Source organism: Stenotrophomonas nematodicola, assembly GCF_009467805.1.
Classification (GTDB): domain Bacteria; phylum Pseudomonadota; class Gammaproteobacteria; order Xanthomonadales; family Xanthomonadaceae; genus Stenotrophomonas; species Stenotrophomonas nematodicola.
Map to the genome: position 1 here is coordinate 110,126 of NZ_WIAY01000003.1, position 25,721 is coordinate 135,846.

Here is a 25,721-nt window from a genome sequence, read left to right on the forward strand (position 1 = left end):
GCGGCCGCTACGCTGCAGCGATGCGAACGACCGTGCTCCTGCTGCTTGCGTGCCTGCCCTGCCTCCCCACGCCGGCCGGGGCACAGGCGTCGCGCGTGAACCGCTGCACCACCGCGCAGGGCGACACCGTGTTCACCGACCGCAGCTGCGATGCGCTGGGTGCCACCACACGAATGCCGGCGCGCGTGCCGCAGGTCGGCAACACCGGCATGTTCCGCGCCGGCTGCGCGCGGCGGCTGAGCGAACTGACCGGGCAGATCCGCGATGCGGTGAGCACCCGCGACGTCAACCGGCTGTCCTCGATCTACCTGTGGAACAACGTGTCCGACGCCACCGCCAACCACATCATCGGACGGCTGGAGACGGTGGTGCAGCGCCCCTTGATCGATATCGCGCCGGTGTATCCCGATGCGGTGGACGAAGCGCCGGCCAGCCTCACGGTTCCCGGCAGCACCGACCCGCTGCCCGCGCCGGTCGCGCGCCCGCGCCCGATCGGCCTGCGCCTGGAGCAGACCCTGGCCAACTCGGTCACGCCGGCCCGCACGGTGTTCGGGCTACGGCGTCAGTACGGCTGTTTCTGGATCACACTGTAGGCCACAGGCTGCGGATGGCGGCGATGCCCTGGGCGCCGTGGCGACGCGACTCGGCGATATCGGCCGGGGCCAGGCCGCCGAGCGCGTACAGCGGCAGCGAGACCTGCGCCCGCAAGGCCTCGAAGGCCTCCCATCCCAATGGTGTCGCGCCAGGGTGGCTGGGGGTGGCCTGCACCGGCCCCAGCACCGCGAAGTCGCAGCCGAGCCGCTGTGCGGCCTGCAGCTGCGTCAGGTCGTGGCAGGAGGCTCCCACCAGCTGCCCGGCCGGCAGCGGACGGGCGTCCAGCTGCAGGAGCTGCTCGCTGCCCAGGTGCACGCCCACCCCCAGCCGCCCGGCCAACGCGATGTCGCGGTTGAGCAGCCACTGCGCCCGGTTGCCGTGGGCCCGGATCGCCGCCTCGGCCAGCGCGGCCCGGGCGGGGCTGTCGGGGGTGCGCAGATGCACGCGGCGCACGCCGGCATCCAACGCTGCACCCAGCCGCTGCAGCCAGTGCGGATGGTCGTGCTCGCCAGCGGGTTCCGGGGTGACCAGATAGCGGTCGGGATGGCGCAGGGCGGCCACCACAGGCAGGTCGGCCGGGGGCATCGAGTACCGCGACAGCTTGTCCGGGGTCACCCAGGTGATGGCCTGGCCTTCACGGCCGCGCGGGGAGCCCTTCCAACTGCGGATGTGCCGCACTTCCAGCCGCAGATGCTTGTCCGGATAGACCTGCGGGACATCCATCAGCCACGCGCCGACCTCGGCCTCGATGCCCAGCTCTTCGCGGAGCTCGCGGACCAGCGCCTGCTCGGAGGTCTCGCCCGGCTCGCGCTTGCCGCCAGGGAACTCCCACAGGCCGGCCATATCGCTGTTCTCGGTACGGCGGTTGAGCAGGATGCGGCCACGGACGTCGGTGATGACGCCGGCCACGACATGAATCGATCGTTTGGGGGAAGGCATACAGGCAGGATGCCCAATCCCGGCCGGCTGGCGCAATGGCTGCCGACCGCATGGATGGCCAGGGCTGGTGGCGCACGGTCAGACGCGCGCGAGGCGGTCATCCCGGCAGGCGTGGGACGCCAACGCGTCCACAGGGCGCCACTGGCCTGGACACGTTGGGGGAAAAACGTCACCCCAAAAAAAAGCCCCGCTCGAGGCGGGGCTTCGTGTGCATCAGGTCAGCTGACCGTGGCAATGCTTGAACTTCTTGCCACTGCCGCACGGGCACGGGTCGTTGCGGCCGACCTTGGGCTCTTCGCGGGTGACCTGGCCCACGCCGTTGCGCGCCGCCTCCACCTCCGCCGCCTCTTCGTCGGCGCTGTAGCCGCCGGCGTCCTGGTGCTGGAACTGCGACTGCAGCAGACGCGCTTCGGCCTGCTGGCGTTCGGCCGCTTCCAGCGCCGCCACTTCTTCTTCGCTGCGGATGCGCACGCGCGCCAGCAGGGTCACCACTTCGCGCTTGACGTTCTCCAGCATGTCCGAGAACAGCTCGAAGGCTTCCTTCTTGTACTCCTGCTTGGGCTGCTTCTGCGCGTAACCGCGCAGGTAGATGCCCTGGCGCAGGTAGTCCATGCGGGCCAGGTGTTCCTTCCAGCTCTGGTCGAGCACGGTCAGCATCACGTGCTTTTCCAGCGCGCGCATGGTCTCGTCGCCGACACCGGCTTCCTTCTCGGCGAAGTGCTGGTCCACACGGGCCTGCACCTTCTCGGCGATGCCCTCGGCGTCCAGCTCCTCGTGCGACTTGACCAAGTCGGTCAGCGACATCTGCAGCCCCAGGTCGGCGGCCAGCGTAGCCTCCAGACCCGGCAGGTCCCACTGTTCGTCGATCGAATTCGGCGGCACGAAGCGGGCGACGATGTCGTAGATCACGTCGCCGCGGATGCCGTCCACATTGTCCTTCACCGACTCGGCATCGAGCAGCTCGTCGCGCTGGGCGTAGATCACCTTGCGCTGGTCGTTGTTGACGTCGTCGAAGTCGAGCAGGTTCTTGCGGATGTCGAAGTTGTGCGCTTCGACCTTGCGCTGCGCCTTCTCGATCTGGCGGCTGACCAGACGATCTTCGATGACGTCGTCTTCCTTCATGCCCATCATGCGCATCGCCTTCTGGACCCAGTCCGAGGCGAAGATGCGCATCAGGTTGTCTTCCAGCGACAGGTAGAAGCGCGAGGAACCCGGGTCGCCCTGGCGGCCCGAACGGCCACGCAGCTGGTTGTCGATACGACGCGATTCATGGCGCTCGGTGCCCACGATGTGCAGGCCACCGGCAGCCTTGACCTGGTCGTGGCGCTCCTGCCAGGCGGCCTTGACCTGGGCGCGCTGCTCGGGCGTGGCTTCTTCGCCCAGCTCATGCAGCTGCGCTTCCAGCGACCCGCCCAGCACGATGTCGGTACCGCGACCGGCCATGTTGGTGGCGATGGTCACCGCACCGGGCATGCCGGCATTGGCGATGATGGTGGCTTCGCGGTCGTGCTGCTTGGCGTTGAGCACTTCGTGGTGCACGCCGGCCTTGCGCAGGTGCTCGGAGAGCATCTCCGAGGTTTCGATCGAGGTGGTGCCCACCAGCACCGGCTGGCCCCGCTTGTTGCAGTCCTGGATGTCGGCCAGCACCGCATTGAACTTGCCGTTGCGGTTGAGGAACACCTGGTCGGGCGCATCCTTGCGGATGGTCGGACGGTTGGTCGGAATGACCACCACTTCCAGGTTGTAGATGCTCTGGAATTCGTAGGCTTCGGTATCGGCCGTACCGGTCATGCCGGACAGCTTCTTGTACATGCGGAACAGGTTCTGGAAGGTGATGCTCGCCAGGGTCTGGTTCTCACGCTGGACCGGCACGCCTTCCTTCGCTTCCACCGCCTGGTGCAGGCCATCGGACCAGCGGCGGCCGGCCAGGGTGCGGCCGGTGAATTCGTCCACGATGACCACTTCACCGTCGCGCACGATGTAATCGACGTCGCGCTGGTAGATCGCATGCGCGCGCAGGGCGGCATTGAGGTGGTGCACCACGGTCAGGTTCTGCGCGGCGTACAGGCCTTCGGTCTCGGCGTTGAGGATGCCCGCCTCGACCAGCAGCTGCTCGGCGTGCTCCATGCCCGCTTCGGACAGGTGCACCTGCTTGCCCTTCTCGTCGACCCAGAAGTCACCCTCGCCGTCCTCCGCTTCCTGCTTGATCAGGTGCGGCACGACGCGGTTGACGCGGATGTACAGCTCCGGGGAGTCGTCGGCCGGGCCGGAGATGATCAGCGGGGTACGGGCTTCGTCGATCAGGATCGAGTCGACCTCGTCGACGATCGCATAGTGCAGGCCGCGCTGGTAGCGGTCCGCGCGCGACAGCGCCATGTTGTCGCGCAGGTAGTCAAAGCCGAATTCGTTGTTGGTGCCGTAGGTGATGTCGCTGCCGTAGGCCTCGCGCTTGTCGCTGTGCGGCATGCCCGGGTAGACCACGCCCACGCTCAGGCCCAGCCAGTTGTACAGCTTGCCCATCTGGGCCGAGTCGCGGCGGGCCAGGTAGTCATTGACGGTCACCACGTGAACGCCCTTGCCTTCCAGCGCATTGAGGTAGACCGGCAGGGTCGCCACCAGGGTTTTGCCTTCACCGGTGCGCATTTCGGCAATCTTGCCCAGGTGCAGCACCATGCCGCCGATCAGCTGCACGTCGTAGTGGCGCATGCCGAGCACGCGGCGGCTGGCTTCGCGGCAGACTGCGAACGCTTCCGGGAGGACCTTGTCCAAGGCTTCACCGTCGGCGATGCGCTGCTTGAATTCCGGCGTCTTGGCCTTGAGCTGCTCGTCGGAGAGCTTTTCGATGTCCGGCTCCAACGCATTGATCTTGGCGACGATGCGGTTGAGCTGGCGCAGCTGTCGTTCATTACGACTGCCGAAGACGCGGGTAAGCAGGCTGTTGATCATTGAAGGAACCGGTTGGAATGAGACGCCCCAACGGCGAGGCTCCCCACGGGGAGCCATCGGCCGCAAACGAAACAGGGCGCACTGCGCCCTGTCTATGGCAACACCCATTGTAGCTTGGGACGGGGGGCGTACGTTTCAAGCACCCCCGCCCAAGTGGATCAGCCGCGCGAAACGCGCCCGACCGGGGTATTGCCGCCATCGCCCAGGAACTTGCGGGGATTGACCACCTGCCCGTTTTCCCAGACCTCGAAGTGCACGTGGGCACCGGTGGAACGGCCCGTGGAACCGGCCTTGGCCACTTCCTGACCGGCCCGGACCAGATCGCCGGGCTTCACCACCAGGCGCGAATTATGCGCGTAGCGGGTCACATAGCCATTGCCGTGGTCCACGTCGACCACGTTGCCGTAACCGCCCTTGACCCCGGCGAAGCTGACCACGCCGTCGGCCACGGACATCACCGGATCGCCGACGCGGGCGTGGAAATCCATGCCCTTGTGGGTGGCCGCACCGCGACCGAACGGATCGCTGCGGGTACCGAAATTGGAGGTGATGTAGGTGTTGCGGATCGGCATGCGACCCGGAACGGCGTTCTGTTCGAGCTGGTGGTCGAACATCAGCGACTCCATCACCGACAGCTGGCGGCCTGAAGCAGCGAAGCGCTGCTCCAGCACCTGTAAGTCGGCATTGACCGCGCTGACCGGGATGTCCTGGGTCGGGCCGGCTTCACCTTCACCGAGGCCGGGGGTCTCGTTGAAGTCGAATTCGCCGTCTTCCAGTTTGCCCATCTGGGTCAGTCGTTCGCCCAGGGCGTTGAGACGGGTGGCCTGCGCCTGCAGTTCGCCCATCCGCGCTGCCAGCGCGTTGACCTGGGTCTGGGCGTCTTTCCGGGCCTGTGCCAGCTCGCGCTCCTGCTGGGCGACCTTGGCGTGGAGGCGGGAATCATTGAACATGCTGCCACCAATACCGGCACCAAAGCCGATCAGGCAGCCCACCCCCAGTACACTGCCCAGCAGGGCCCGGGGTCGATCCTCGAAGTAGAAACGCAAACGCGCCAGCGGCGTCTTGGCCTGTCCTTCACGCGTTTTGATTACGATCTTTTTGAATGCCATCAGTGAGTTTTCATGTCTGAGCCGAAATCCAGTGCCCGTCCTGCTTCAACACCGAAACCGGCGCTGGATGCAGTCATGGCGGACAAATCCGGAAACCCGTTGCGCCGAGCCTTGTGGCTCGATGCGCTGGACCGGCAGTTGCGCCCCCATTTGCCGCCCACCCTGGCCACCCGTTGCCGGCTGGCGAATGTGAACGGCGAACACCTCGTTTTTCTCGTCGAGTCCCCGGTCTGGCATGCCAAGGTGCGGCTTGCCGAAGCCCAGCTCATCGACGCGGCCCGGTCCATCGGGCTGAAAGTCACCAAGGTGACCGTCAAGACTGCGTCTGCCCCTCCACCGCGCTCCCCAGCGCTCGACAACCGGAATGGCCCCCACGCAGTTTCAGCCGCCACGCACAAAGGGCTACGCGACGCCTTGGCTTGTCTGCACGACGTGGATTCGTCCTCCACCTCCTGACTGCATCGGGGCATCCAGCCCCTTCCCCGCCGCGTCACGAGCATGTGAACTTGGCAGGGAGCCGGCCAGCATCGTAGCGGTGGATGGTCGCCCAGTCGTTAGCGTTTTGTTAGAAACGCGTTAAACATCGACGATAAATTGATCGGGTTCACAAATCCGTGACGTAGGCACCCCCACGGTTCATTCACGTCAACGCCAGCGCTGGCGTCCGGTCCGGATACGCGAACGGCGCCATCGGCGCCGTTGTTTTTTCTTTCATTTCAATGGCTTGCAAAAACCATCTTACGCGTAGGCGGGCATTCCATACGCCACCGGGGCCGGAGCGGCCGGCGATTCGTAGCTCACCCACTCCCACGCCGAGGCATCGGCCAGCAGCGCGCGCACCAGCTTGTTGTTCAGGGCATGCCCCGACTTGAACCCTTCATAGGCGCCCAGGACCTGGCCACCGGCCAGGTAGAGATCGCCGATCGCATCGAGAATCTTGTGGCGCACGAACTCGTCGGCGTAGCGCAGGCCGTCATCGTTGAGCACACGGAACTCGTCCAGCACGATGGCGTTGTCCATCGAGCCACCCAGGCCGAGATTGCGCTCGCGCATGTACTCCAGGTCGCGCATGAAACCGAACGTGCGCGCGCGGGAGATTTCCTTGGTGTAGGCCAGGGTCGAGAACTCGATCTCCGCACGCGACTGCTTGGCGGGAATCATCGGGTGGTCGAACTGGATGGTGAAGCCAAGCTTGTAGCCTTCATACGGTTCGAACCGGGCGACCTTGTCGCCGTCGGTCACTTCAACCGTCTTGAGGATGCGGATGAACCGCTTCGGCGCGTCCTGTTCGGCGATGCCCGCCGACTGCAGCAGGAACACGAAGGGGCCGGAAGAACCGTCCATGATCGGCAGTTCGGCCGAGGACAGCTCCACGATGATGTTGTCCACACCCAGGCCGGCCAGGGCCGACATCAGGTGTTCGACGGTCTGGATCTTGGCGTCGTGGTGGGTCAGGCCGGTGCACAGGGTCACTTCGGTGACCAGATCGGCACGGGCGGGGACTTCCACCACCGGGTCCAGGTCCACGCGACGGAACACGATGCCGTGATTGACCGGGGCCGGGCGCAGGGTCATGTAGACCTTGTCGCCACTGTGAAGGCCAACGCCGGTGGCGCGGATCGTGTTCTTGAGGGTGCGTTGCGGAATCATGGGGCCAGGCCGGATAGCGCGCGGTCAGCGCGACAAGTGACAAACAAGAATAACACGCAGTACCGCCACCCCTTTCTGAACCGGGGTGCATCGATACCACCGCCAAGGGGCCATGACACAGGGTCGTGGCGACGGGGCGGCAGACTGCCGGGCCGATCCTGGCCCGGCAGCATGGGACATGGAGGCGCTCACCGGGGAGGACAAGACCCCGGGTGGGCGTTCCTCAGTCCGCCTGGCGGCGCAGGAACGCCGGGATGTCCAGGTAATCGTTCGGCAGCTCGGCCGCGGCCGGGCCCGAGGAGGACGACGACGACGACGGCGCCACGGTATCCGCGCTCGGACGACGCAGACCCAGACCCATGCCACCCACCGCCTTGGACACGGCATCGCCACCGGTGTCGAACTCGCCGAACTCCGGCTGGCCGGTGGTGGCGTTGCGGACCAGCTTGATCGGCGCGCGTTCGCCCGGACGCTGGGTCTTGGCGCTGACAACACGGTTCAGGCCGGTGGCCACCACGGTCACGCGGACTTCGTCCTGCATGTCCGGATCGAGCACGGTACCCACCACCACGGTGGCGTCTTCGGACGCGAAGCCATCGATGGTGCGGCCGATCTCGTCGAACTCGGCCATCGTGAAGTCGGCACCGGCGGTGATGTTGACCAGGATGCCGTTGGCGCCGGCCAGGTTCACATCGTCCAGCAGCGGGTTCTGGATGGCGGCTTCAGCAGCGGCCTGGGCGCGGTCATCGCCACGCGCGGTGCCCGTGCCCATCATCGCCAGACCCATTTCCGACATCACGGTGCGCACGTCGGCGAAGTCGACGTTGATCAGGCCCGGACGCACGATCAGATCGGCGATGCCCTGCACGGCGCCCTGCAGCACGTCGTTGGCGGCACGGAAGGCCTGGATCATGGTGGCATTGCGGCCCAGCACGGTGATCAGCTTTTCGTTCGGAATGGTGATCAGCGAGTCGCAGTGCTGGCTCAGCTCCTCGATGCCCTTCAGCGCGACCTGCATGCGGCGACGGCCTTCGAAGGGGAACGGCTTGGTGACCACGGCGACGGTCAGGATGCCCATCTCCTTGGCCAGCTGTGCCACCACCGGTGCGGCACCGGTGCCGGTACCGCCGCCCATGCCGGCGGTGATGAACACCATGTCCGCACCCTGCAGGGCGTCCATGATGCGCTCGCGGTCTTCCAGCGCGGCCTGGCGGCCGACTTCCGGGTTCGCGCCGGCGCCCAGGCCCTTGGTGACGTTGGTACCAAGCTGCAGCTGCAGCTTGGCGCCGCAGTTCTTGATGGCCTGCGAATCGGTGTTGGCGGTGATGAACTCCACGCCGTCCACGCTGGTGCTCACCATGTGCGCCACGGCGTTGCCGCCGCCGCCGCCCACGCCGATCACCTTGATCACCGCATTGGGTGCCATCTTTTCAATCAGTTCGAAATGCGCCATGTCCGTGTCCTCGTTGTATCCGCTTCTGGGTGGCATGGGCGTCCAGGCGTCCTGCCTTCGCGCTGCATGTTGCCGTTGCGGCTGTGTGGGTTGTGTGTTGCTGTTTGAAGCGCCGGCCAAGGCCGGTGTTGAACCAGCCGACCAACAGTCGGCTGTACCGCGGGGGCGTCAGAACTCGCCCCGGAACCAGGTTTTGAGTTTCTTGAACATGCTGCCCGCGCGCCCGGTGGGCAGCGACGGACGGCGCGGGTGTTCGATCTGGCTGCCCATCAGCAGCAGGCCCACGCCGGTGGCGTGCACCGGGTTGCCCACCACTTCGCCGAGCCCGGTGACATGCTGCGGGATGCCCACGCGGACCGGCATCTGCAGCATTTCCTCGGCCAGTTCGACCACGCCTTCCATCTTCGAGGCACCGCCGGTGAGCACCATGCCGGCGCGCACCAGTTCCTCGAATCCGGAGCGACGCAGTTCGGCCTGCACCATCTCGAAGATTTCCTCGTAGCGACCCTGCACCGCCTGCGCGAGCGCATGGCGCGGCATCCGGCGCGGCGGACGATCGCCGACGCTGGGCACCTGGATGCTTTCCTCGGCGGTGGCCAGCTGGGCCAGGGCACACGCATAGCGCACCTTGATCTGCTCCGCTTCCGGGGTCGGCGTGCGCAGCATATGCGCGATGTCGTTGGTGACGTGGTCGCCGGCGATCGGCAGCGAGGCGGTGTGGCAGATGGCGCCCTGCACGAACACGGCCAGATCGGTGGTGCCGGCGCCCATGTCGACCAGCACCACGCCCAGCTCGCGCTCGTCGGCGGTCAGCACCGCCACGCTGGAGGCCAGCGAGGACAGCACCAGGTCGTCGACCTGCAGGCCGCAGCGCTGCACGCACTTGGAGATGTTGGCCGCGGCCGACTGCGCGCACACCACCAGGTGCGCATGTACTTCCAGGCGCACTCCGGTCATGCCGACCGGGTTGCGGATGCCTTCCTGCGAATCGTCCAGGACGTACTCGCGCGGGATGGCATGCAGGATCTTCTGGTCGGCCGGGATCGCCACGGCCTTGGCCGCATCGAGCACGCGGTCCAGGTCGCCCCAGGTCACTTCGCCATCGCGGATCGGCACGATGCCGGGCGAGTTCTTGCACTGCACGTGGTTGCCCGAGATCGAGGCATACACCGAACGGATCTCGCAGCCCGCCATCAGCTCGGCCTCTTCGACCGCACGCTGGATCGACTGAACGGTGGACTCGATATCCACCACCACGCCGCGCTTGAGGCCGCGCGATTCGTGCGAACCGATGCCGATGACCTCGATCGGATTGCCCGGCGAGTACTCGCCGACCAGCGCCACCACCTTGGAGGTGCCGATGTCCAAGCCGACGATCAGCGATTTGTCACCCTTGCGATTCATGTCCTGTCCTGCGTCCTGTGCGCCACATTGGCCGGTGCGGCCGGCGCGGCCGGGGCCGGGGTGCCCCAGCTCAGCGTGAAACCATTGGTATATCGGAGGTCGGCGCGTTCGATCGGCGCCTGCTGGCTGGCCAGCTGCGGCAGCACGCGCACGAAGCGCTGCAGGCGCGAGCGCGCATCGTCGCGGCCGACCACCACTTCGGTGCCGTTGCTCAGCAGCAGCGACCAGCTGCCGCGCGCGTCCATCGTGACCCGCTTGACGTCCACCCCGGCCGGCGCGAACAGCGCGCGCGCATCGTTGTAGAGCGCCACCACTTCAGCGGTCTGGGTGTCCGGGCCGTCCAGGTCGGGCAGCTCGACGTCCTGCAGCTTGCGCGGCGTGGCGAACAGCTTGCCCTGCTCGGACAGCAGACGGTCCTTGCCCCAGTGCGCAAAGGGCTTGTGTTCGACCAGGCGGATTTCCAGCACGTCCGGCCACTGCTTGCGAACCTGCGCGCTTTCCACCCACGGCAGGCCTTCGATCGCGTCCTGGGCGTCCTGCAGTTTGACCGCGAAGAAGCCGGCCCTGGCATAGGGCAGGACCACCTGCTGCAGCTGTTCGGCCGGCACGCGCTTGAATTCACCGTGCACCCGCAGTTTCGCCAGCGGCCAGCGCTCGGCGCCGACCCAGCCGTTGAGCACCGCCACCACGGGCAGCGCCACCAGCGACAGGGCAAGCAACCAGACGAAGATGCGCAGCACGGCGTTCATGCGGAGCGCACCTCCACGGTCTGCTCCAGCACGCGCCAGACCAGTTCCTCGAAGTCGATGCCGGCCTGACGGGCTGCCTTCGGCACCAGCGAGTGACTGGTCATGCCCGGGGCGGTATTGACCTCGAGCAGGTAGAAGCGGCCGCTGCTGCGATCGCGCATCACGTCGACACGGCCCCAGCCGCTGCAGCCGGCGGCGCGGAACGCCGCCAGTGCGATGCGCCGGATCTCGATCTCGTCCTCACCCTCCAGACCCGGGCACAGGTACTGGGTGTCTTCGGCGATGTACTTGGCGTTGTAGTCGTACCACTGGCCCTTGGGCACGATGCGGATCGACGGCAGCGCGACATCACCGAGGATGGCCACGGTCAGCTCATCGCCGACCACCATCTGCTCCATCAGCAGCTGGCCGTCGTAGCGCACGGCCAGCGCCACGGCCTCGTCCAGGCCCGATTCCTCGGTGACCCGGCTGATGCCCACGCTGGAGCCTTCATTGGCCGGCTTGACCACCACCGGCAGGCCGAGCTCGCGCGCGGCCGCATGCACATCGGCACCGGTGCCGATCGACACGAAGCGCGGGGTCGGCAGGCCGTGTGCCAGCCACACCTGCTTGGTGCGGATCTTGTCCATGCTCAGCGCCGAGCCGAGCACGTCCGAGCCGGTGTACGGCACGGCGAAGGCCTCCATCAGCCCCTGCACGATGCCGTCTTCGCCCCCGCCGTTGTGGCCGTGGAGAATGTTGAACACACGGTCGAAGCGGCGCTCGGCCAGGGCCTGGGCCAGCGCCGGAATGCCGTCCACGGCGGTCGCATCGACACCACGGGCGCGCAGCGCCTCGATCACGTTGCGGCCGGAATCGAGCGATACCTCGCGCTCGCTGGAGCTGCCGCCGAGCAGCACCGCGACGCGGCCGAAGGCGGCCGGGTCGGTGATGCGCAGCGAGGGAAACACGAATGCGCTCATTCGGCCGGTGCCTCCTGGAAACCGTCCACCGCGATGTGCTGGGCCACGTAGCCGATGTCGCCGGCGCCCATCATCAGCAGCAGGTCGCCGTCCTGCAGCACGTCAGGCAGCACGTGCGCCAGCTCTGCCGCCTGGCCGACCACGACCGGCTCGCTGCGGCCGCGCGCACGGATCGCACGGGCCAGCGAGCGCGAATCGGCGCCGGGGATCGGCGCCTCGCCGGCCGGGTAGACCTCGCTCAGCACGAGCGCGTCCACTTCGGACAGCACCGCGGCGAAGGCGTCGAACTGATCGCGGGTACGGCTGTAACGGTGCGGCTGGAACGCCACCACCAGGCGCTGGGTCGGCCAGCCGCCACGGGCGGCGGCAAATACCGCAGCCAGCTCGCGCGGGTGGTGGCCGTAGTCGTCGATCACGCGCACCTTGGCGCCGGTGCGGGTGGTGACGATGCCCAGGTCGTTGAAGCGACGGCCGATGCCGGCGAAGCCTTCCAGTGCACGCGCGATGGCCTCCGGGGCGACACCGAGCTGCCAGCCGACCGCGGCGGCGGCCAGCGCGTTGAGCACGTTGTGCCTGCCCGGCAGCGCCAGCGTCACCGGGTGGCTGCTGCCCTCCGGCAGGCGCAGGGTGAAGCGCATGCGCGGGCCGTCCTGGACCACGTCCTCGGCGCGCACGTCGGCGGTGCCGCTCATGCCATAGCTCATGACATGGCGCGGGGTCTGTGCGGCCAGGGCGGCCACTTCCGGATCGTCGATGCACAGCACCGCCAGCCCGTAGAACGGCAGGCGCTGCAGGAACTCGGCAAAGGCGGCCTGGACCCGCGAGAAGTCGTTGCCGTAGTTCTCCAGATGGTCCGCGTCGATGTTGGTGATCACCGACACCAGCGGGTTCAGGCGCAGGAAGCTGCCATCGCTTTCGTCGGCCTCGGCCACCAGCCACTGCCCGCTGCCAAGCTTGGCATTGGCGCCGGCAGCCAGCAGCTGGCCGCCGATCACGAAGGTCGGGTCCAGCCCGCCCTCGCTCAGCACCGCCGCGGTCAGGCTGGTGGTGGTGGTCTTGCCGTGGGTACCGGCGACGGCGATGCCACGACGGAACCGCATCAGCTCGGCCAGCATGGCCGCGCGCGGCATGATCGGAATGCGCTGGCTGCGCGCTTCCATCAGTTCCGGGTTGTCCTCGCGGATCGCGCTGGAGACCACCACGCAGTCGGTGCCGAGCACGTTGGCGGCGGAATGGCCGCGCATCACGCGCGCGCCCAGGCCGGCCAAGCGGCGGGTGGCGGCGTTGTCGGCGTTGTCCGAGCCGGACACTTCATAGCCCAGGGTCAGCATCACTTCGGCGATGCCGCTCATGCCGGTGCCGCCAATGCCAACGAAGTGCACGCGCGGGAAGGCGCGTACCAGGTCGTTGGTGTCGTGCAGGCGGCGGATCATGCGCGGCCTCGCGTCGGGCCTGCGCCGTGGCGCGGTGCGGTGTTCATTTGGATTCCTCGAGGATGATGTCGGCGATGCGCTCAGCGGCATCGACCTTGGCCAGGGCACGCGCGGCATTGGCCATCTGCATGCGTCGGGCGGAATTTTCGGACAATTCGTGCAGCACGCCCTGCAGGTGCGTTGCCAGCGTTTCATCCTGCTTCAGCAATACGGCCGCGCCGCGCTCGACCAGGTACTCCGCATTGCGGGTCTGGTGATCGTCGACGGCGGCCGCAAACGGCACCAGCACGCTGCCGACGCCCACCGCGCACAGCTCGGCCAGGGTGGACGCGCCGGAACGGCACACCACCAGGTCGGCCCAGGCGTACGCTTCGGCCATGTCGGCGATGAACGCATCCACCTGCGCGGTTACGCCAGCCTCGCGGTAGGCAGTGACGGCTTCGGCATGCAGCTTCTCGCCGCTCTGGTGGCGCACGTCGATGGCAACGCGCGCGCCCAGTGCCGCCAGCGCCTTGGGCACGGCGTTGTTCAACGCGCGCGCACCCTGGCTGCCGCCAAGCACCAGCAGGCGCAGCGGCCCCTGGCGGTTGGCCAGGCGCGATTCGGGAATAGCGATCGCGGCGATCTCGGCGCGCACCGGATTGCCCACCGCTTCCTCGCGCGCGGCGAAGCTGCCCGGGAAACCGGTCAGGATGCGCCGCGCGACGCGCGACAGCACGCGATTGGTCAGGCCCGGCGCGCGGTTCTGTTCGTGCACCAGCAGCGGCAGGCCGTGCAGGCGCGCGGCCAGTCCACCCGGACCGGAGGCGAAGCCACCGAAGGCGATCACCGCGCGCGGCTGACGGTCGCGGATCAGGAAGCCGGCGGCACGCACCGCGCGCAGCAGGCGCCACGGCGCACCGATCAGGGCCAGCGTGCCCTTGCCGCGCAGGCCGCTGATGGCCAACGTGTCGATGTGGATGCCGTGCTGCGGCACTAGGCGGGTTTCCATCGCGCCATCGGCGCCGAGCCAGGTGACCGGCACACCGCGTTCGCGCAGCACGCGCGCCACGGCCAGGCCGGGGAAAATGTGGCCGCCGGTACCACCGGCCATGATCATCACCGGGCGTTCGGAAGGGGCAACGGGCAGGCTCATCCCATCCTCCCCAGGGTCGGTTCGATGCGTTGCTGCATGCGGCTGGTGCCGCGCGGCGAGCTGTCGCGCGGGGCATCCTGCAGGGCGGCGGCGACGGCCGTGGCGCTGGTCGGCGCGTCGGCCGCAGCGGCACCGTCGTCGCCCTCGGGCGCGCCCATGCGCACGGCCTGGCGCCGCTCGGCGCGGTCCAGCTCATAGGACACGCGCAACAGCAGGCCCATCGCCACGCAGGTCATCAGCACACTGGAACCACCGGACGAGATCAGCGGCAGGGTCAGGCCCTTGGTCGGCAGGATGCCGAGGTTGACCCCGATCGACACGAAGCTCTGCATGCTGATCCACAGGCCGATGCCGAAGGCGATGTAGCCGGAGAAGTGACGCTTCATCTCCACGCAGCGCATGCCCAGCCAGAAGGTGCGGCCCACCAGCAGCGCGTACAGCGCGATGATCAGGCACGTGCCGAGGAAGCCCAGCTCCTCGGCGGTCACCGAGAAGATGAAGTCGGTATGCGCTTCGGGCAGGTAGTACAGCTTCTGCACCGAGTTGCCCAGGCCCACGCCGGTCCACTCGCCGCGGCCCACGGCCATCAGCGCGTTGGACAGCTGGTAGCCGTCGCCCTGCTGGTCGGCCCACGGGTCCAGGAAGGAGGTGATGCGGCGCATGCGGTACGGCTCGATGATCGCCAGTGCGCTCATGCCGACCATGCCGATGACCACCGGCATGGACATGCGCGGCATGTTCACCCCGCCCAGCACCAGCATGCCGGCGGTGATCGCCAGCAACAGGGTGGAAGAACCGAAGTCCGGCTGAAGCAGCAGCAGTACCACCAGCGCGCCGGCCACGCCGAGCGGCTTGAGCATCGCCGGCCAGGTCGCGTTGACCTCGTCGCGGAAGCGCACCAGGTAGCTGGACAGCCACACGATGTAGAGCACTTTGACCGCTTCGACCGTCTGGAACTTGGAGATGCCCAGGTTGATCCAGCGCCGGGCACCGTTGACGCTGCTGCCCAGGCCGGGGATGAACACCACCACCAGCAGGGCGAAGCAGCCCAGCAGCAGGATCTGGTTGTACTGCTCGATGCTCTTGAGCTCGGTGCGCATGGCCACGATGGCCAGCCCGATGCCGACCGCCAGGAAGATCAAGTGGCGGTTGAGGTAGTAGAACGGGCTGCTCATCAACGCGATCGAGCTGGACGCGACCATCACCACGCCCAGCCCGGTGAGCGCGATGATCGCGCCCAGCAGCCACTTGTCGAAGTGGCCTCCGATGGCTTCAAGGCGGGTTGCCTGGCGCGACAGATCGTTCATCAGCGGACCTTCAACGTGGCCAGGCCGATCAGGACCAGCACCACCGAAATGATCCAGAAGCGCACGATCACGCGCGGTTCCGGCCAGCCCTTCAGTTCGAAGTGGTGGTGGATCGGAGCCATGCGGAACACGCGCTTGCCGGTCAGCTTGAACGAGGCGACCTGGATCATCACCGACAGCGTCTCGACAACGAAGACACCGCCCATGATCACCAGCACCAGTTCCTGGCGGGTGATCACCGCGATCGTGCCCAGCACCGCGCCCAGCGCCAACGCGCCGATGTCGCCCATGAACACCATCGCCGGGTAGGTGTTGAACCACAAAAAGCCCAGGCCCGCGCCGGCGATGGCCGCGCAGATGATCACCAGTTCACCGGCGCCGGGAATCTGCGGGATCTGCAGGTAGCTGGAGAACACCACGTTGCCCGAGGCGTAGGCGAAGACACCCAGCGCGCAGGCGACCAGCACGGTCGGCATGATCGCCAGCCCGTCCAGGCCGTCGGTCAGGTTGACCGCGTTGGAGAAGCCGACGATCCAGAAGTAGGCGATGGCCACAAAGCTGATGCCGGCCAGCGGCAGCGCCACCGACTTGAACATCGGGATATAGAAGGTCATCGCGGCCGGTACATCGGCCGTATAGAACAGGAACAGGCCGGCGGCCAGGCCGAAGATCGACTGCAGCAGGTACTTCCAGCGCGACTTCAGACCGTTCGGGTCACGGCGCACGATCTTGATCCAGTCGTCGTACCAGCCGATCGCGCCGAAGCACAGCATCACCGCCAGCACCACCCAGACATAGCGGTTGCGCAGATCGGCCCACAGCAGCACTGACAGGGTGATGGTCAGCAGGATCAGCGAACCGCCCATCGTGGGCGTGCCGGCCTTGGAGAAGTGGGTCTGCGGACCGTCGGTACGGATCGGCTGGCCACCCTTGAACTGGGCCAGCCTGCGGATCATCGCCGGCCCCAGCCACAGCGACAGGAACAACGCGGTCAGCGCCGCGAGGATGCCGCGCAGAGTCAGATAGCCGAACAGCCCGAACAGGCTCTCCAACTGCTGCAACCATCGGGCCAGTTCAAGCAACATTGGGGGTTTCCTCTCCTCGCGCCAGCAGCGCTTTGACAATTTTGTCCATCGCACTGCCGCGCGAGCCCTTGACCAGGCAGCGCACGCCAGCATGCAGTTCGGTGGCCAGTGCAGCGGCCAGGGTGTCGTGGTCGCTGAAATGGCGGCCACCGTCGCCGAAAGCGGCCGACGCGGCGGCGCTCAGTGTGCCCAGCGTGTACAGCCGCTTGAGCCCGGCGTCGCGCGCGCGCCGGCCGGCCTGCGCGTGCAGCGCTTCGCCGTCCGGGCCGAGCTCGCGCATGTCGCCGAGCACCAGCCAGCCTTCGTCGCCGGCGGCGGCCAGCGCATCGATGGCGGCGGCCAGCGAACCGGGGTTGGCGTTGTAGCTGTCATCGATCAGCACCGCGCCACCCGGCAGCACGTGCGCGACCTGACGGCCCGGCACCGGCTCGGCGCGCGCCAGACCGGCGGCGACCTGGGCCAGGGTGATGCCGGCCGCCAGCGCCAGCGATGTGGCGGCCAGCGCGTTGCCGATGTTGTGGCGGCCCGGCAACGCCAGCACGATTTCGGCCTGGCCCTGCGGGGTGGACAGCACGAACCGGCTGCCCGAGACGCTGAGGCGCACCGACAGCGCGGTGATGTCGGCACTGTGGTCCAGGCCGTAGCGCAGCACGCGGCTGCGCGGCGGCTGGCCGACCACGTGCTGTTCGAACCAGGCACCGAAGGCGTCGTCGGCATTGATCACCGCCACGCCATCGGCCGGTAGCGCGGCGTAGATGGCGCCCTTGGTGGTCGCCACGCCCTGCAGGCTGCCCATGCGTTCCAGATGCGCCGGCGCGATGTTGTTCACCAGCGCATAGCGCGGGCGCACGATGTCGGTCAGGTAGGCGATGTCACCCGGCTTGCCTGCGCCCATCTCGTAGATCGCGTAGTCCGCGTCTTCGGGGGCGTCGATCAGCGCCAGCGGCAGGCCGATTTCATTGTTGAGGTTGCCGGGGTTGGCATACACCACGCGCCCTTCTTCGCGCGCAACCTGCTGCAGGATCGCCAGCAGCAGGGTCTTGACGCTGGTCTTGCCGTTGCTGCCGGTGATGGCGAACACCTCGGCCTGGCGGTCACGCTGCATGCCGGCGGCGATCCGACCCAGCGCGTGCTGGCTGTCGGCGACCACGATCTGCGGCAGCGCCACATCGAGCAGGCGCTCGACCAGCATGGCCGACGCGCCGCGCGCGACGGCGTCGGCGGCGAAGTCGTGGCCGTCGAAGCGCTCGCCACGCAGCGCCACGTACAGGCTGCCGGGGGCCAGGGTGCGGGTATCGTTGCTGATGGCGTCGATCGCGGTGTCTTCACCGTGGATCTCGCCACCGGCCCAGTGGGCGATCAGTGACAGCGGCGTGCGCTTCATCGTGCCGCCTCCCCGTGCGATGCCGCCAGGACGCGTGCGGCCACCTCGGTGTCATTGAACGGATGCTGCACGCCGGCGATCTCCTGGTAGGGTTCATGACCCTTGCCGGCGATCAGCACGATGTCGCCGGCGCCCGCCAGGCCGATCGCCCGGGTGATCGCGGCGGCGCGGTCGCGCTGCACGATGGCGGCGTCAGGCGCGCGCAGCCCGGCCAGGATGTCGGCAACGATGGCATCGCCGTCTTCGCCGCGCGGGTTGTCGTCGGTGACGATCACCACATCAGCGTGCTGTTCGGCAATGGCGGCCATCTGCGGGCGCTTGCCGGTATCGCGTTCGCCACCGCAGCCGAACACGCACACCAGCCGCCCGGCCAGGTGGCCCTGCAGACTGGCCAGCGCCTGTTCGAGCGCGTCGGGGGTATGGGCGTAGTCGATCACCACGGTGGGCTGGCCGTTCGCACCGCCAAGACGGTTCATGCGGCCGGCGATCGGCTGCAGCTGCGAGAGCAGCGCGGCGATCGTGGCCGGGGCATGGTCCAGCGCCAGCAGCGCGCCGGCCACGGCCAGCAGGTTGTCCACGTTGAAGCGGCCGAGCAGCGGTGACTGCACCGGGTGGCGTTCACCGCCAACGACCAGGTCGAAGGCGATGCCGCGACCGTCGAGCGTCAGCGAATCGGCACGCACCGCGGCCTGCTGCGCGCCGCGCGAGCTGACCCCGACCGGCTGCACGCCGGCGTCGAGGGTGCGCAGCAGTTCACTGCCGAATGGGTCGTCGAGGTTGACCACCGCGGCCTTCAGGCCCGCGCGGTGGAACAGCTTGGCCTTGGCCGCACCGTACTGCGCCATGTCGCCGTGGTAGTCGAGATGATCGCGGGTGAGGTTGGTGAACACCGCCACGTCGTAGTGGACCGCGTCCACCCGCCCCTGGTCGAGCGCGTGCGAGCTGACTTCCATCGCCACTGCCTGCGCGCCGCCATCGCGCAGCTGCGCCAGCACGGCGTGCATCTGCAGTACCAGCGGGGTGGTGAAGCCGGTCGGCACCACATCACCATAAAGTCCGACCCCCAGCGTGCCGATACTTCCACTGCGGATGCCAAGCTGGTGCCAGGCCTGGGCCAGCAGCTGCACGGTGGAGGTTTTGCCGTTGGTGCCGGTCACTCCCACCATCGTCATCGCGCGCGAGGGGTGACCGTGGAACTGGTCGGCCATCGCGCCCATGCGCATGCGCAGGCCCGGCACCGCGATCGCGTCGGCCGGGGCCGGCAGCTCGGCCGGGGCCGGCGGATCGAACAGGATCGCGCCCGCGCCGGCAGCACGTGCCTGCTCGACGAAGCCCAGCCCGTGCGCGCCGAAGCCGGCGATCGCCACGAAGGCATTGCCCGGGCGCACCGCGCGGCTGTCCAGCACCAGCCCGGTGATGGTCGGGTCGTGGGGCAGCGCCACGTCGGGAATCAACTGCGAAAGCAACATCGTCTGGCTCATTGCGTGCCTCCCTGCGCGGGGGGCGTCGTGGCGTGCGCGCTGGGCAGCGCGGCATCGAATTCAGCGGCGGCATCGGCCGGCAGGACCACCTCGGCCGGCGGCGCCGGCAGGATCGAGGCGGAGTGCCCCATCTTTCCGGACTGCTGCGCGGCCAGCCAGGACTCGATATCGTCCGGCGGCACGTCCATCAGGCGCAGCGCGCCTTCCATGACGTTGTGGAACACCGGTGCCGACACCAGGCCGCCGTAGTATTTGCCCGCCTGCGGGTCATTGATCACGATCACCGTGGCGAAGCGCGGGTTGCTGGCCGGTACGACCCCGGCGAACAGCGCGTTGTAATGCCCGCGCTCGTATCCGCCCGGACCGGTCTTGCGCGCGGTACCGGTCTTGCCGGCCACGTGGTAGCCCAGCACCGCCGCCTGCTTGGCGCCGCCCTGGGTGACCACGGTTTCCATCATCGCCACCACTTCCTTGGCGATGTTCTCGTCGATGATCTGCTTGCCTTCGTTGCGCTGTCCCTTCACGAAGGTGGGCGCGATCAGCTTGCCGCCGTTGCCGAGCGCCGAGTACGCAGTGGCGATCTGCAGCGGCGTGACATTCAGGCCATAGCCGTAGGACATGGTGGTCTTGGTGGCACCGTCCCACCGGGCGGGGCGCTTCAGCACACCGGCCGATTCGCCGGGGAAGCCGCTGTGCGGAGCTACGCCGTAACCGAAGCTGTGGACGTGATCGTAGAACACCTGGTCCGGCATCCTGGCGGCGATCTTGGCGGCGCCGATGTTCGAGCTGCGGGTGATCACGCCGGTGACGTTGAGCACGCCGTTGTTGCGCGGCACGTCCTTGATGGTGAACCGGCCCACGGCCATGTAGCCGGGATTGGTGTCCACGATGGTGTCCTTGGTGACCACGCCGGACTGCAGCGCCGAGGCGATGGTCAACGGCTTCATGGTCGAACCGGGCTCGACCAGATCGGTGACCGCGCGGTTGCGGCGCGTGTCCGGCGCGGCACCGCCGACCGAATTGGGGTTGTAGGTCGGCAGGTTGACCATCGCCAGCACTTCGCCGGTGGCCACATCCATGATCACCATCGAACCACCGGCCGCCTTGTTGGCGATCAGTGCGTTGCGCAGCTCCTTGAAGGCCAGGAACTGGATGCGGCGGTCGATGCTGAGGGTGAGGTCCTTGCCGGGTTCGGCCGGGCGCAACAGATCGCTTTCGACGGTATCGCCCTTGCGGTTGCGGATCACCCGCTTGGCGCCGGGCTTGCCGCGCAGCCACTCGTCGAAGGCCAGTTCCAGCCCTTCCTGGCCGCGGTCGTCGATGTTGGTGAAGCCCAGCACGTGCGCCATCGCCTCCCCCTGCGGGTAGAAGCGGCGGAACTCGCGCTGCGAGGCGACGCCGGGGATCTTCAGCGCCACCACTTTCTCGGCGTCGTCGGGGTTGATCCGGCGGCGCAGGTACATGAATTCCTTGTCGGCCTTCTGCGCCAGGCGGGCGTTGAGCTCGTCCAGCGGCATGCCGAGCGCGGTGGCCAGCTCCGGGATACGCTCGGGTTCGCGCAGCAGTTCCTGCGGATTGACCCAGATCGAGGCGACCGGAGTGGACACCGCCACCGGCTCGCCGTTGCGGTCGGTGATCATGCCGCGCGAGGTGTTGATCGGCAGCTCGCGCAGGTAGCGGGCTTCGCCCTGGCGCTGGTAGAACTCGCTGTTGATGATCTGCACGTAGGCGGCGCGGCCAACCAGCGACACCGAGCACAGCCCCAGCGCCAGACCCACCCACTTCAGGCGCTGGCGCAGGTTGAAGCTGTTGCGGGCACGGTTGCGGCCGGACTTGCTCATGGGCGCACCACCACGACGTCGGCGGCCTCGGGGAACTTCATGCCCAGGCGTTCGCGGGCAACGCGATCGACCCGGGTCGCTTCGGCCAGCGTGGCCTGCTCCAGCTGCAGGCGGCCGAATTCGATATTGAGCTCATCGCGCGCGCGCTCGACCTTGGACAGCTCCACAAAGGTCTGGCGGTGGCGGTGGCGCATGAACACCACGCCGATCGCCGAGGCGATCGTGCAGGCCAGCAGCACAATGAGCAGCAGGCGGCTCATCCGGCCACCGCACGCTTTTCGGCGACACGCAGCACGGCACTGCGCGAGCGCGGGTTGACCGCCAGCTCGTCGTCGTCGGCCTTGATGGCGCCACCGATCAGGTCCAGCGTCGGCACGAACGCCGTCAGTTCCGGCAGCCGGCGGTTGGTCGGCGGGGCCTTGGCATGACGGTTCATGAACTGCTTGACGATGCGGTCTTCCAGCGAGTGGAAGCTGATCACCGCCAACCGGCCACCGGGCTTGAGCCGCGCCATTGCCGCGTCCAGGCCGGCTTCGAGGTCGGCCAGTTCGCGGTTGATGTGGATGCGGATGGCCTGGAAGCTGCGCGTGGCCGGGTGGATTTTGTCCTTGCCACGCGGCATCACCGAGGCGATCAGCTCGGCCAGTTCGGCAGTGCGGGCGAACGGCTGCCTGTCGCGGCGCGCAATGATCGCGCGGGCGATGCGGCGGCCCTGGCGCTCCTCGCCGTAGGTCCACAGCACATCCATGAGCTCACGCTCTTCAACGCGATTGAGCCACTGCGCCGCGCTCTCGCCGCTGTCCGGGTCCATGCGCATGTCCAGCGGGCCGTCCTTGCCGAAGCTGAAACCGCGCTCGGCCACATCCAGCTGCGGCGACGACACGCCGAGGTCGAACAGCACCCCGTCCAGGCCATCGGCGGTGGCATCCCAATGCAGCAGGTCGGCGAAGCTGCCACGGAAGATCGAGACGCGCGGATCCGGCGCGAAATCGCGCTCGGCCACCGCAATCGCTTCGGGATCCTTGTCCATGACCAGCAGCCGGCCTCCAGGACCGAGTTGCTCGAGCACGCCGCGGGCATGACCGCCACGACCGAACGTGCCATCGAGATACCGTCCGTTTTCGATCACCGCCAGGCCTTCCAGGACCTGCGTGTACAGCACCGGCAGATGGCCCGCCGGCGACTGCGACACCGGAAGGTGACCGGCCTGCGCGCCCCCGCGCACCCGGGCACCCCGGCTCACAACTTCAGGTCGAGCAACCCATCGCCGAGATCCTCGTCAGACAATGTCTGCTGGATCAACGCGCGATGTGCCTGCTCGCTCCACAATTCAAATTTGTCGCCCATGCCGAGCAGAACCGCCTTCTTTTCAATGCCAACGGCACCACGGTGGCTGGCGGGAATACTGATGCGACCGTTGCCGTCCAGCTCCAGATGCGCGGCCGAACCGACCAGCTTCTGTTGCAGCAGACGCACGACACGCTGTGTGTTGGGCTTGGACATGACGTCGTCCCGCACCCGCTCCCACTCCGATTCGGCATAGAGCCAAAGGCAGCCGGACTCGAACGGGTTGTAGGTGAGCACGAGACGGTTGTTGCTGGCGCGCGCGACGAGGTCGCGATAAGCGGTGGGAACCGCCATGCGCCCTTTGTCATCAACTGTGATGGCCGTCTCGCCCTGGAACACGACGCCTGCACCTTTTCCTTTGCCCGGTGAAACATTGAACCACGAAAAACCACAAAAAACCCGGTTTTCCCTCTGTTGCCCACCTTAGCAGTGCCGATTGGGTTGTCAACAACTTTGCGAAGCCGAAATCACTTGGAACATCAAGGGCTTGCAGCAATGTTTAGAGACTTGTTCAAGGCTTATCCACAAGTTGCTGTTTCGTCTCAATTTTTGAGATTGATCGGAAGTTCAGGCCTGTGCAGAGGGCGTGAAACCCTTGCCCGCATTCAGTCGCGCGGGGGTCGGCTTCGACCTGTTCGTGCGCAAACCCGGCACAATCGGCGCATGTGTCTGCTCGCTCTGGCCTGGAAGGCCCACCCCCGTTGGCAGCTGGTCATGGCCGGCAACCGCGACGAGTTCCACGCCCGGCCCACCGCCGCGCTGGCGGCCTGGCCCGCACCCGACACCGGCGTGATGGCCGGGCGCGACCTCCGCTCCGGCGGCACCTGGGCCGGCATCGGCCAGAACGGCCGGATGGCGGTGGTGACCAACGTGCGCGACCCGCTGGCCCGCCAGACCGGCCCCTCGCGCGGTGCGCTGGTGGCCGACTTCCTGCGTGGCAGCGCCCCGGCCGCCGCCTTCGCCGATGCCTTGGCCCCCGATGCCTCCGCCTTCGCCCCGTTCAACCTGCTGCTGGCCGACCGCGACAGTTGCCAGTTCCTGGGCAACCATCCCCTGCTGCGACGGACGCTGTCGCCGGGCCTGCACGGCATGTCCAATGGCCCGCTCGATGCGCCGTGGCCGAAAACCGTGAACCTGGTCGAGGCCCTCGGCGACTGGATCGCCCGTGGCGAGGTCGCGCTGGACCCGCTCTGGCAGGCGCTGGCCAATGAGGGCCGTGCCGACGACAACGCCCTGCCCGACACCGGCATCGGCCTGGAGCGCGAGCGCTGGCTGTCCTCGGCATTCATCCGCAGCCCCGACTACGGCACCCGTGCCAGTACCGTCATCGCCCTGGACGAACGCGGCCACGGCTTCATCCAGGAGCGCCGCTTCGCCGCCGATGGCCGCTGCATCGGCGAGACCCGGTTGGACACGCCTGCACCGTAGTCCCGCATCCACGTCCCTGCCGCGCAGCGGATGTGGGACAATGCGCGCGGCGGAGTCGGCCAGACAGTCGCGTCATCCCTTGCGGATGCCGAGGAAAGTCCGGGCTCCACAGGGCAAGGTGCCAGGTAACGCCTGGGCGGCGCGAGCCGACGGAAAGTGCAACAGAAAGATACCGCCTACGTTCCCTTCGGGGAGCCGGTAAGGGTGAAATGGTGCGGTAAGAGCGCACCGCGAGTCTGGCAACAGACCGGCACGGCAAACCCCACCTGGAGCAAGACCAAATAGGGACCTAATGACGTGGCCCGCGTCGGGTCCGGGTAGGTTGCTTGAGCGCTGCGGTGACGCAGCGCCTAGAAGAATGACTGTCCACGACAAAACCCGGCTTATCGGCCGGCTCCGCCCTTTCTTCGCCTTCTGCGAAGAAGCCCCCAGGGTGCCACCAGCCCCCACATCCCCCCGCCTGTCGGCGTGCCTCCTGTACTGAAGGGGGCTGTTGCTCGGGACAGCACACCGGTGGAGCCGACCGTTGGCCGGCTGCCCTATGTTCCGACATCGGCGCTGCATCCCAGGCACTGACGACCACCCGACCGCAGCTCAACTCCCGTACAGCGCCTTTCTCGGCGCGCCGGTCAGTTCCGCCGCCAGCTTGGCGGCGGTCGAAGGCGGCAGGTGCTCGCTGAGCTTGGCGTACATGCGGCGGCCTGCAGCAAGCTGGGCCTGCGCGTCGTCGGCGGCGCCCTGCACCATCACCACGAACTCGCCCTTGCGCTGGTTGTCGTCGGCTTCCACCTGCTGCAGCAGCGAGCCCAGGGTGCCGTCGAGCACCGTTTCAAACAGTTTGGTCAGTTCGCGCGCGATCACCGCCGGTCGCTCGGCCCCGAACGCGGCCACCATGTCGGCCAGCGATTCGGTGATGCGGTGCGAGGATTCGTAGAACACCAGCGTGCGGGTTTCGCCCGCCAGTCCATTCAACCGCTCGCGGCGGCCCGCTCCCTTGGCCGGCAGGAAGCCTTCGAAGGTGAAGCGGTCGCTGGGCAGACCGGCCACGCTCAAGGCCGCGATCGCCGCGCACGCGCCCGGCACCGGGCTGACCCGGATGCCCGCTTCGCGCGCCGCGCGGACCAGGCGGTAGCCTGGATCGCTCACCAGCGGCGTGCCGGCATCGCTGACCAGCGCCAACGACTCCCCGGCCTGCAGCCGCGCCACGATCCGCTGCGACAACGCTTCTTCATTGTGGTCGTGCAGCGCCACCAGCGGCTGCTGGATGCCGAAGTGGGCCAGCAGCTGGCCGCTGCGGCGGGTGTCCTCGGCGCAGATCGCGGCCACCGAGCGCAGCACCTCCTGCGCGCGCGGCGTCAGGTCGGCGAGGTTTCCGATCGGGGTGGCAACGACATACAGCGTGGGGACAGCACTCATCGCAACGGCACTCATGGGTCAAGGGTAGAATCGTACCGTTCCCCGGCCACGGCCGCTG

22 protein-coding genes and 1 other RNA gene are annotated in these 25,721 nt (G+C 67.7%); 4 read left to right on the forward strand and 19 right to left on the reverse strand.

Features of this window, described 5'->3' with window-relative positions:
- Positions 1–20: 20 nt before the first annotated feature.
- On the forward strand, positions 21–593 hold the full coding sequence (locus GDJ08_RS11400) for a hypothetical protein (protein ID WP_136003679.1): 573 nt from the start codon (positions 21–23) through the stop codon (positions 591–593).
- On the opposite strand, the gene GDJ08_RS11405 is transcribed toward GDJ08_RS11400, so the two are convergent.
- From GDJ08_RS11405 to GDJ08_RS11415, 3 genes are all read right to left on the reverse strand, one after another.
- Positions 583–1,533, reverse strand: a complete 951-nt coding sequence (locus GDJ08_RS11405; RefSeq protein ID WP_153164899.1) for a Nudix family hydrolase — start codon at positions 1,531–1,533, stop codon at positions 583–585. The two genes, GDJ08_RS11400 and GDJ08_RS11405, sit on opposite strands and share 11 nt — an antisense overlap.
- Positions 1,534–1,746: 213 nt before the next feature.
- Positions 1,747–4,479: a preprotein translocase subunit SecA gene (gene secA / locus GDJ08_RS11410; RefSeq protein ID WP_017355451.1), complete on the reverse strand. Its 2,733-nt coding sequence runs from the start codon at positions 4,477–4,479 to the stop codon at positions 1,747–1,749.
- Between the two features lie 158 nt (positions 4,480–4,637).
- Positions 4,638–5,588 carry a M23 family metallopeptidase gene (locus GDJ08_RS11415; RefSeq protein ID WP_017355450.1) on the reverse strand — a complete coding sequence of 317 codons (951 nt, stop codon included), beginning with the start codon at positions 5,586–5,588 and terminating at the stop codon, positions 4,638–4,640.
- 12 nt (positions 5,589–5,600) lie between these two features.
- On the opposite strand from GDJ08_RS11415, the gene GDJ08_RS11420 reads away from it, so the two are divergent.
- Positions 5,601–6,044, forward strand: a complete 444-nt coding sequence (locus GDJ08_RS11420; protein ID WP_026070670.1) for a DciA family protein — start codon at positions 5,601–5,603, stop codon at positions 6,042–6,044.
- Between the two features lie 282 nt (positions 6,045–6,326).
- On the opposite strand, the gene lpxC is transcribed toward GDJ08_RS11420, so the two are convergent.
- The 15 genes from lpxC to mraZ form a co-directional block, all read right to left on the reverse strand.
- Positions 6,327–7,238, reverse strand: a complete 912-nt coding sequence (lpxC, locus tag GDJ08_RS11425; protein ID WP_017355448.1) for a UDP-3-O-acyl-N-acetylglucosamine deacetylase — start codon at positions 7,236–7,238, stop codon at positions 6,327–6,329.
- 223 nt (positions 7,239–7,461) lie between these two features.
- The gene (gene ftsZ, locus GDJ08_RS11430; RefSeq protein WP_017355447.1) at positions 7,462–8,691 is read right to left on the reverse strand and encodes a cell division protein FtsZ; all 1,230 of its coding nucleotides are present in this window, start codon (positions 8,689–8,691) and stop codon (positions 7,462–7,464) included.
- Between the two features lie 168 nt (positions 8,692–8,859).
- Positions 8,860–10,095: a cell division protein FtsA gene (ftsA, locus tag GDJ08_RS11435; RefSeq protein WP_017355446.1), complete on the reverse strand. Its 1,236-nt coding sequence runs from the start codon at positions 10,093–10,095 to the stop codon at positions 8,860–8,862.
- A complete protein-coding gene (locus GDJ08_RS11440; protein ID WP_017355445.1) occupies positions 10,092–10,844 on the reverse strand; it encodes a cell division protein FtsQ/DivIB in 753 nt (250 codons plus the stop codon). The genes ftsA and GDJ08_RS11440 overlap by 4 nt, the downstream gene beginning before the upstream one ends.
- The gene (locus GDJ08_RS11445; protein ID WP_136003675.1) at positions 10,841–11,806 is read right to left on the reverse strand and encodes a D-alanine--D-alanine ligase; all 966 of its coding nucleotides are present in this window, start codon (positions 11,804–11,806) and stop codon (positions 10,841–10,843) included. The genes GDJ08_RS11440 and GDJ08_RS11445 overlap by 4 nt, the downstream gene beginning before the upstream one ends.
- On the reverse strand, positions 11,803–13,239 hold the full coding sequence (murC, locus tag GDJ08_RS11450; protein ID WP_017355443.1) for a UDP-N-acetylmuramate--L-alanine ligase: 1,437 nt from the start codon (positions 13,237–13,239) through the stop codon (positions 11,803–11,805). The genes GDJ08_RS11445 and murC overlap by 4 nt, the downstream gene beginning before the upstream one ends.
- Positions 13,240–13,282: 43 nt before the next feature.
- Positions 13,283–14,374, reverse strand: coding sequence for an undecaprenyldiphospho-muramoylpentapeptide beta-N-acetylglucosaminyltransferase (gene murG, locus GDJ08_RS11455; RefSeq protein ID WP_017355442.1), 1,092 nt, complete (start codon positions 14,372–14,374; stop codon positions 13,283–13,285).
- Positions 14,371–15,681: a putative lipid II flippase FtsW gene (ftsW, locus tag GDJ08_RS11460; protein WP_017355441.1), complete on the reverse strand. Its 1,311-nt coding sequence runs from the start codon at positions 15,679–15,681 to the stop codon at positions 14,371–14,373. The genes murG and ftsW overlap by 4 nt, the downstream gene beginning before the upstream one ends.
- Entirely contained in the window at positions 15,681–16,766 is a 1,086-nt protein-coding gene (gene mraY, locus GDJ08_RS11465; RefSeq protein WP_017355440.1) for a phospho-N-acetylmuramoyl-pentapeptide-transferase, read from the reverse strand. The genes ftsW and mraY overlap by 1 nt, the downstream gene beginning before the upstream one ends.
- On the reverse strand, positions 16,756–18,150 hold the full coding sequence (locus GDJ08_RS11470; RefSeq protein ID WP_153164900.1) for a UDP-N-acetylmuramoyl-tripeptide--D-alanyl-D-alanine ligase: 1,395 nt from the start codon (positions 18,148–18,150) through the stop codon (positions 16,756–16,758). Before GDJ08_RS11470 ends, mraY begins: the two co-directional genes overlap by 11 nt.
- A complete protein-coding gene (locus tag GDJ08_RS11475) occupies positions 18,147–19,631 on the reverse strand; it encodes a UDP-N-acetylmuramoyl-L-alanyl-D-glutamate--2,6-diaminopimelate ligase (RefSeq protein WP_153164901.1) in 1,485 nt (494 codons plus the stop codon). The genes GDJ08_RS11470 and GDJ08_RS11475 overlap by 4 nt, the downstream gene beginning before the upstream one ends.
- A complete protein-coding gene (locus tag GDJ08_RS11480) occupies positions 19,628–21,472 on the reverse strand; it encodes a peptidoglycan D,D-transpeptidase FtsI family protein (RefSeq protein ID WP_136003670.1) in 1,845 nt (614 codons plus the stop codon). Before GDJ08_RS11480 ends, GDJ08_RS11475 begins: the two co-directional genes overlap by 4 nt.
- Positions 21,469–21,732 carry a cell division protein FtsL gene (gene ftsL, locus GDJ08_RS11485; protein WP_017357228.1) on the reverse strand — a complete coding sequence of 88 codons (264 nt, stop codon included), beginning with the start codon at positions 21,730–21,732 and terminating at the stop codon, positions 21,469–21,471. The genes GDJ08_RS11480 and ftsL overlap by 4 nt, the downstream gene beginning before the upstream one ends.
- Complete coding sequence (rsmH, locus tag GDJ08_RS11490) at positions 21,729–22,697, reverse strand: 16S rRNA (cytosine(1402)-N(4))-methyltransferase RsmH (RefSeq protein WP_153165009.1); 969 nt, start codon at positions 22,695–22,697, stop codon at positions 21,729–21,731. The genes ftsL and rsmH overlap by 4 nt, the downstream gene beginning before the upstream one ends.
- 14 nt (positions 22,698–22,711) lie before the next feature.
- Positions 22,712–23,158: a division/cell wall cluster transcriptional repressor MraZ gene (gene mraZ / locus GDJ08_RS11495; RefSeq protein WP_017357226.1), complete on the reverse strand. Its 447-nt coding sequence runs from the start codon at positions 23,156–23,158 to the stop codon at positions 22,712–22,714.
- Between the two features lie 324 nt (positions 23,159–23,482).
- Between mraZ and GDJ08_RS11500 the strand changes: the two genes are divergently transcribed.
- Both GDJ08_RS11500 and rnpB read left to right on the forward strand, forming a co-directional pair.
- Positions 23,483–24,247: an NRDE family protein gene (locus tag GDJ08_RS11500; protein WP_153164902.1), complete on the forward strand. Its 765-nt coding sequence runs from the start codon at positions 23,483–23,485 to the stop codon at positions 24,245–24,247.
- Between the two features lie 51 nt (positions 24,248–24,298).
- An RNA gene (gene rnpB / locus GDJ08_RS11505) (RNase P RNA component class A) lies at positions 24,299–24,649 on the forward strand.
- A 192-nt stretch (positions 24,650–24,841) separates the two neighbouring features.
- Here the strand turns inward: rnpB and rsmI are convergent.
- Positions 24,842–25,663, reverse strand: coding sequence for a 16S rRNA (cytidine(1402)-2'-O)-methyltransferase (rsmI, locus tag GDJ08_RS11510; RefSeq protein ID WP_017357224.1), 822 nt, complete (start codon positions 25,661–25,663; stop codon positions 24,842–24,844).
- Between the last annotated feature and the right edge of the window lie 58 nt (positions 25,664–25,721).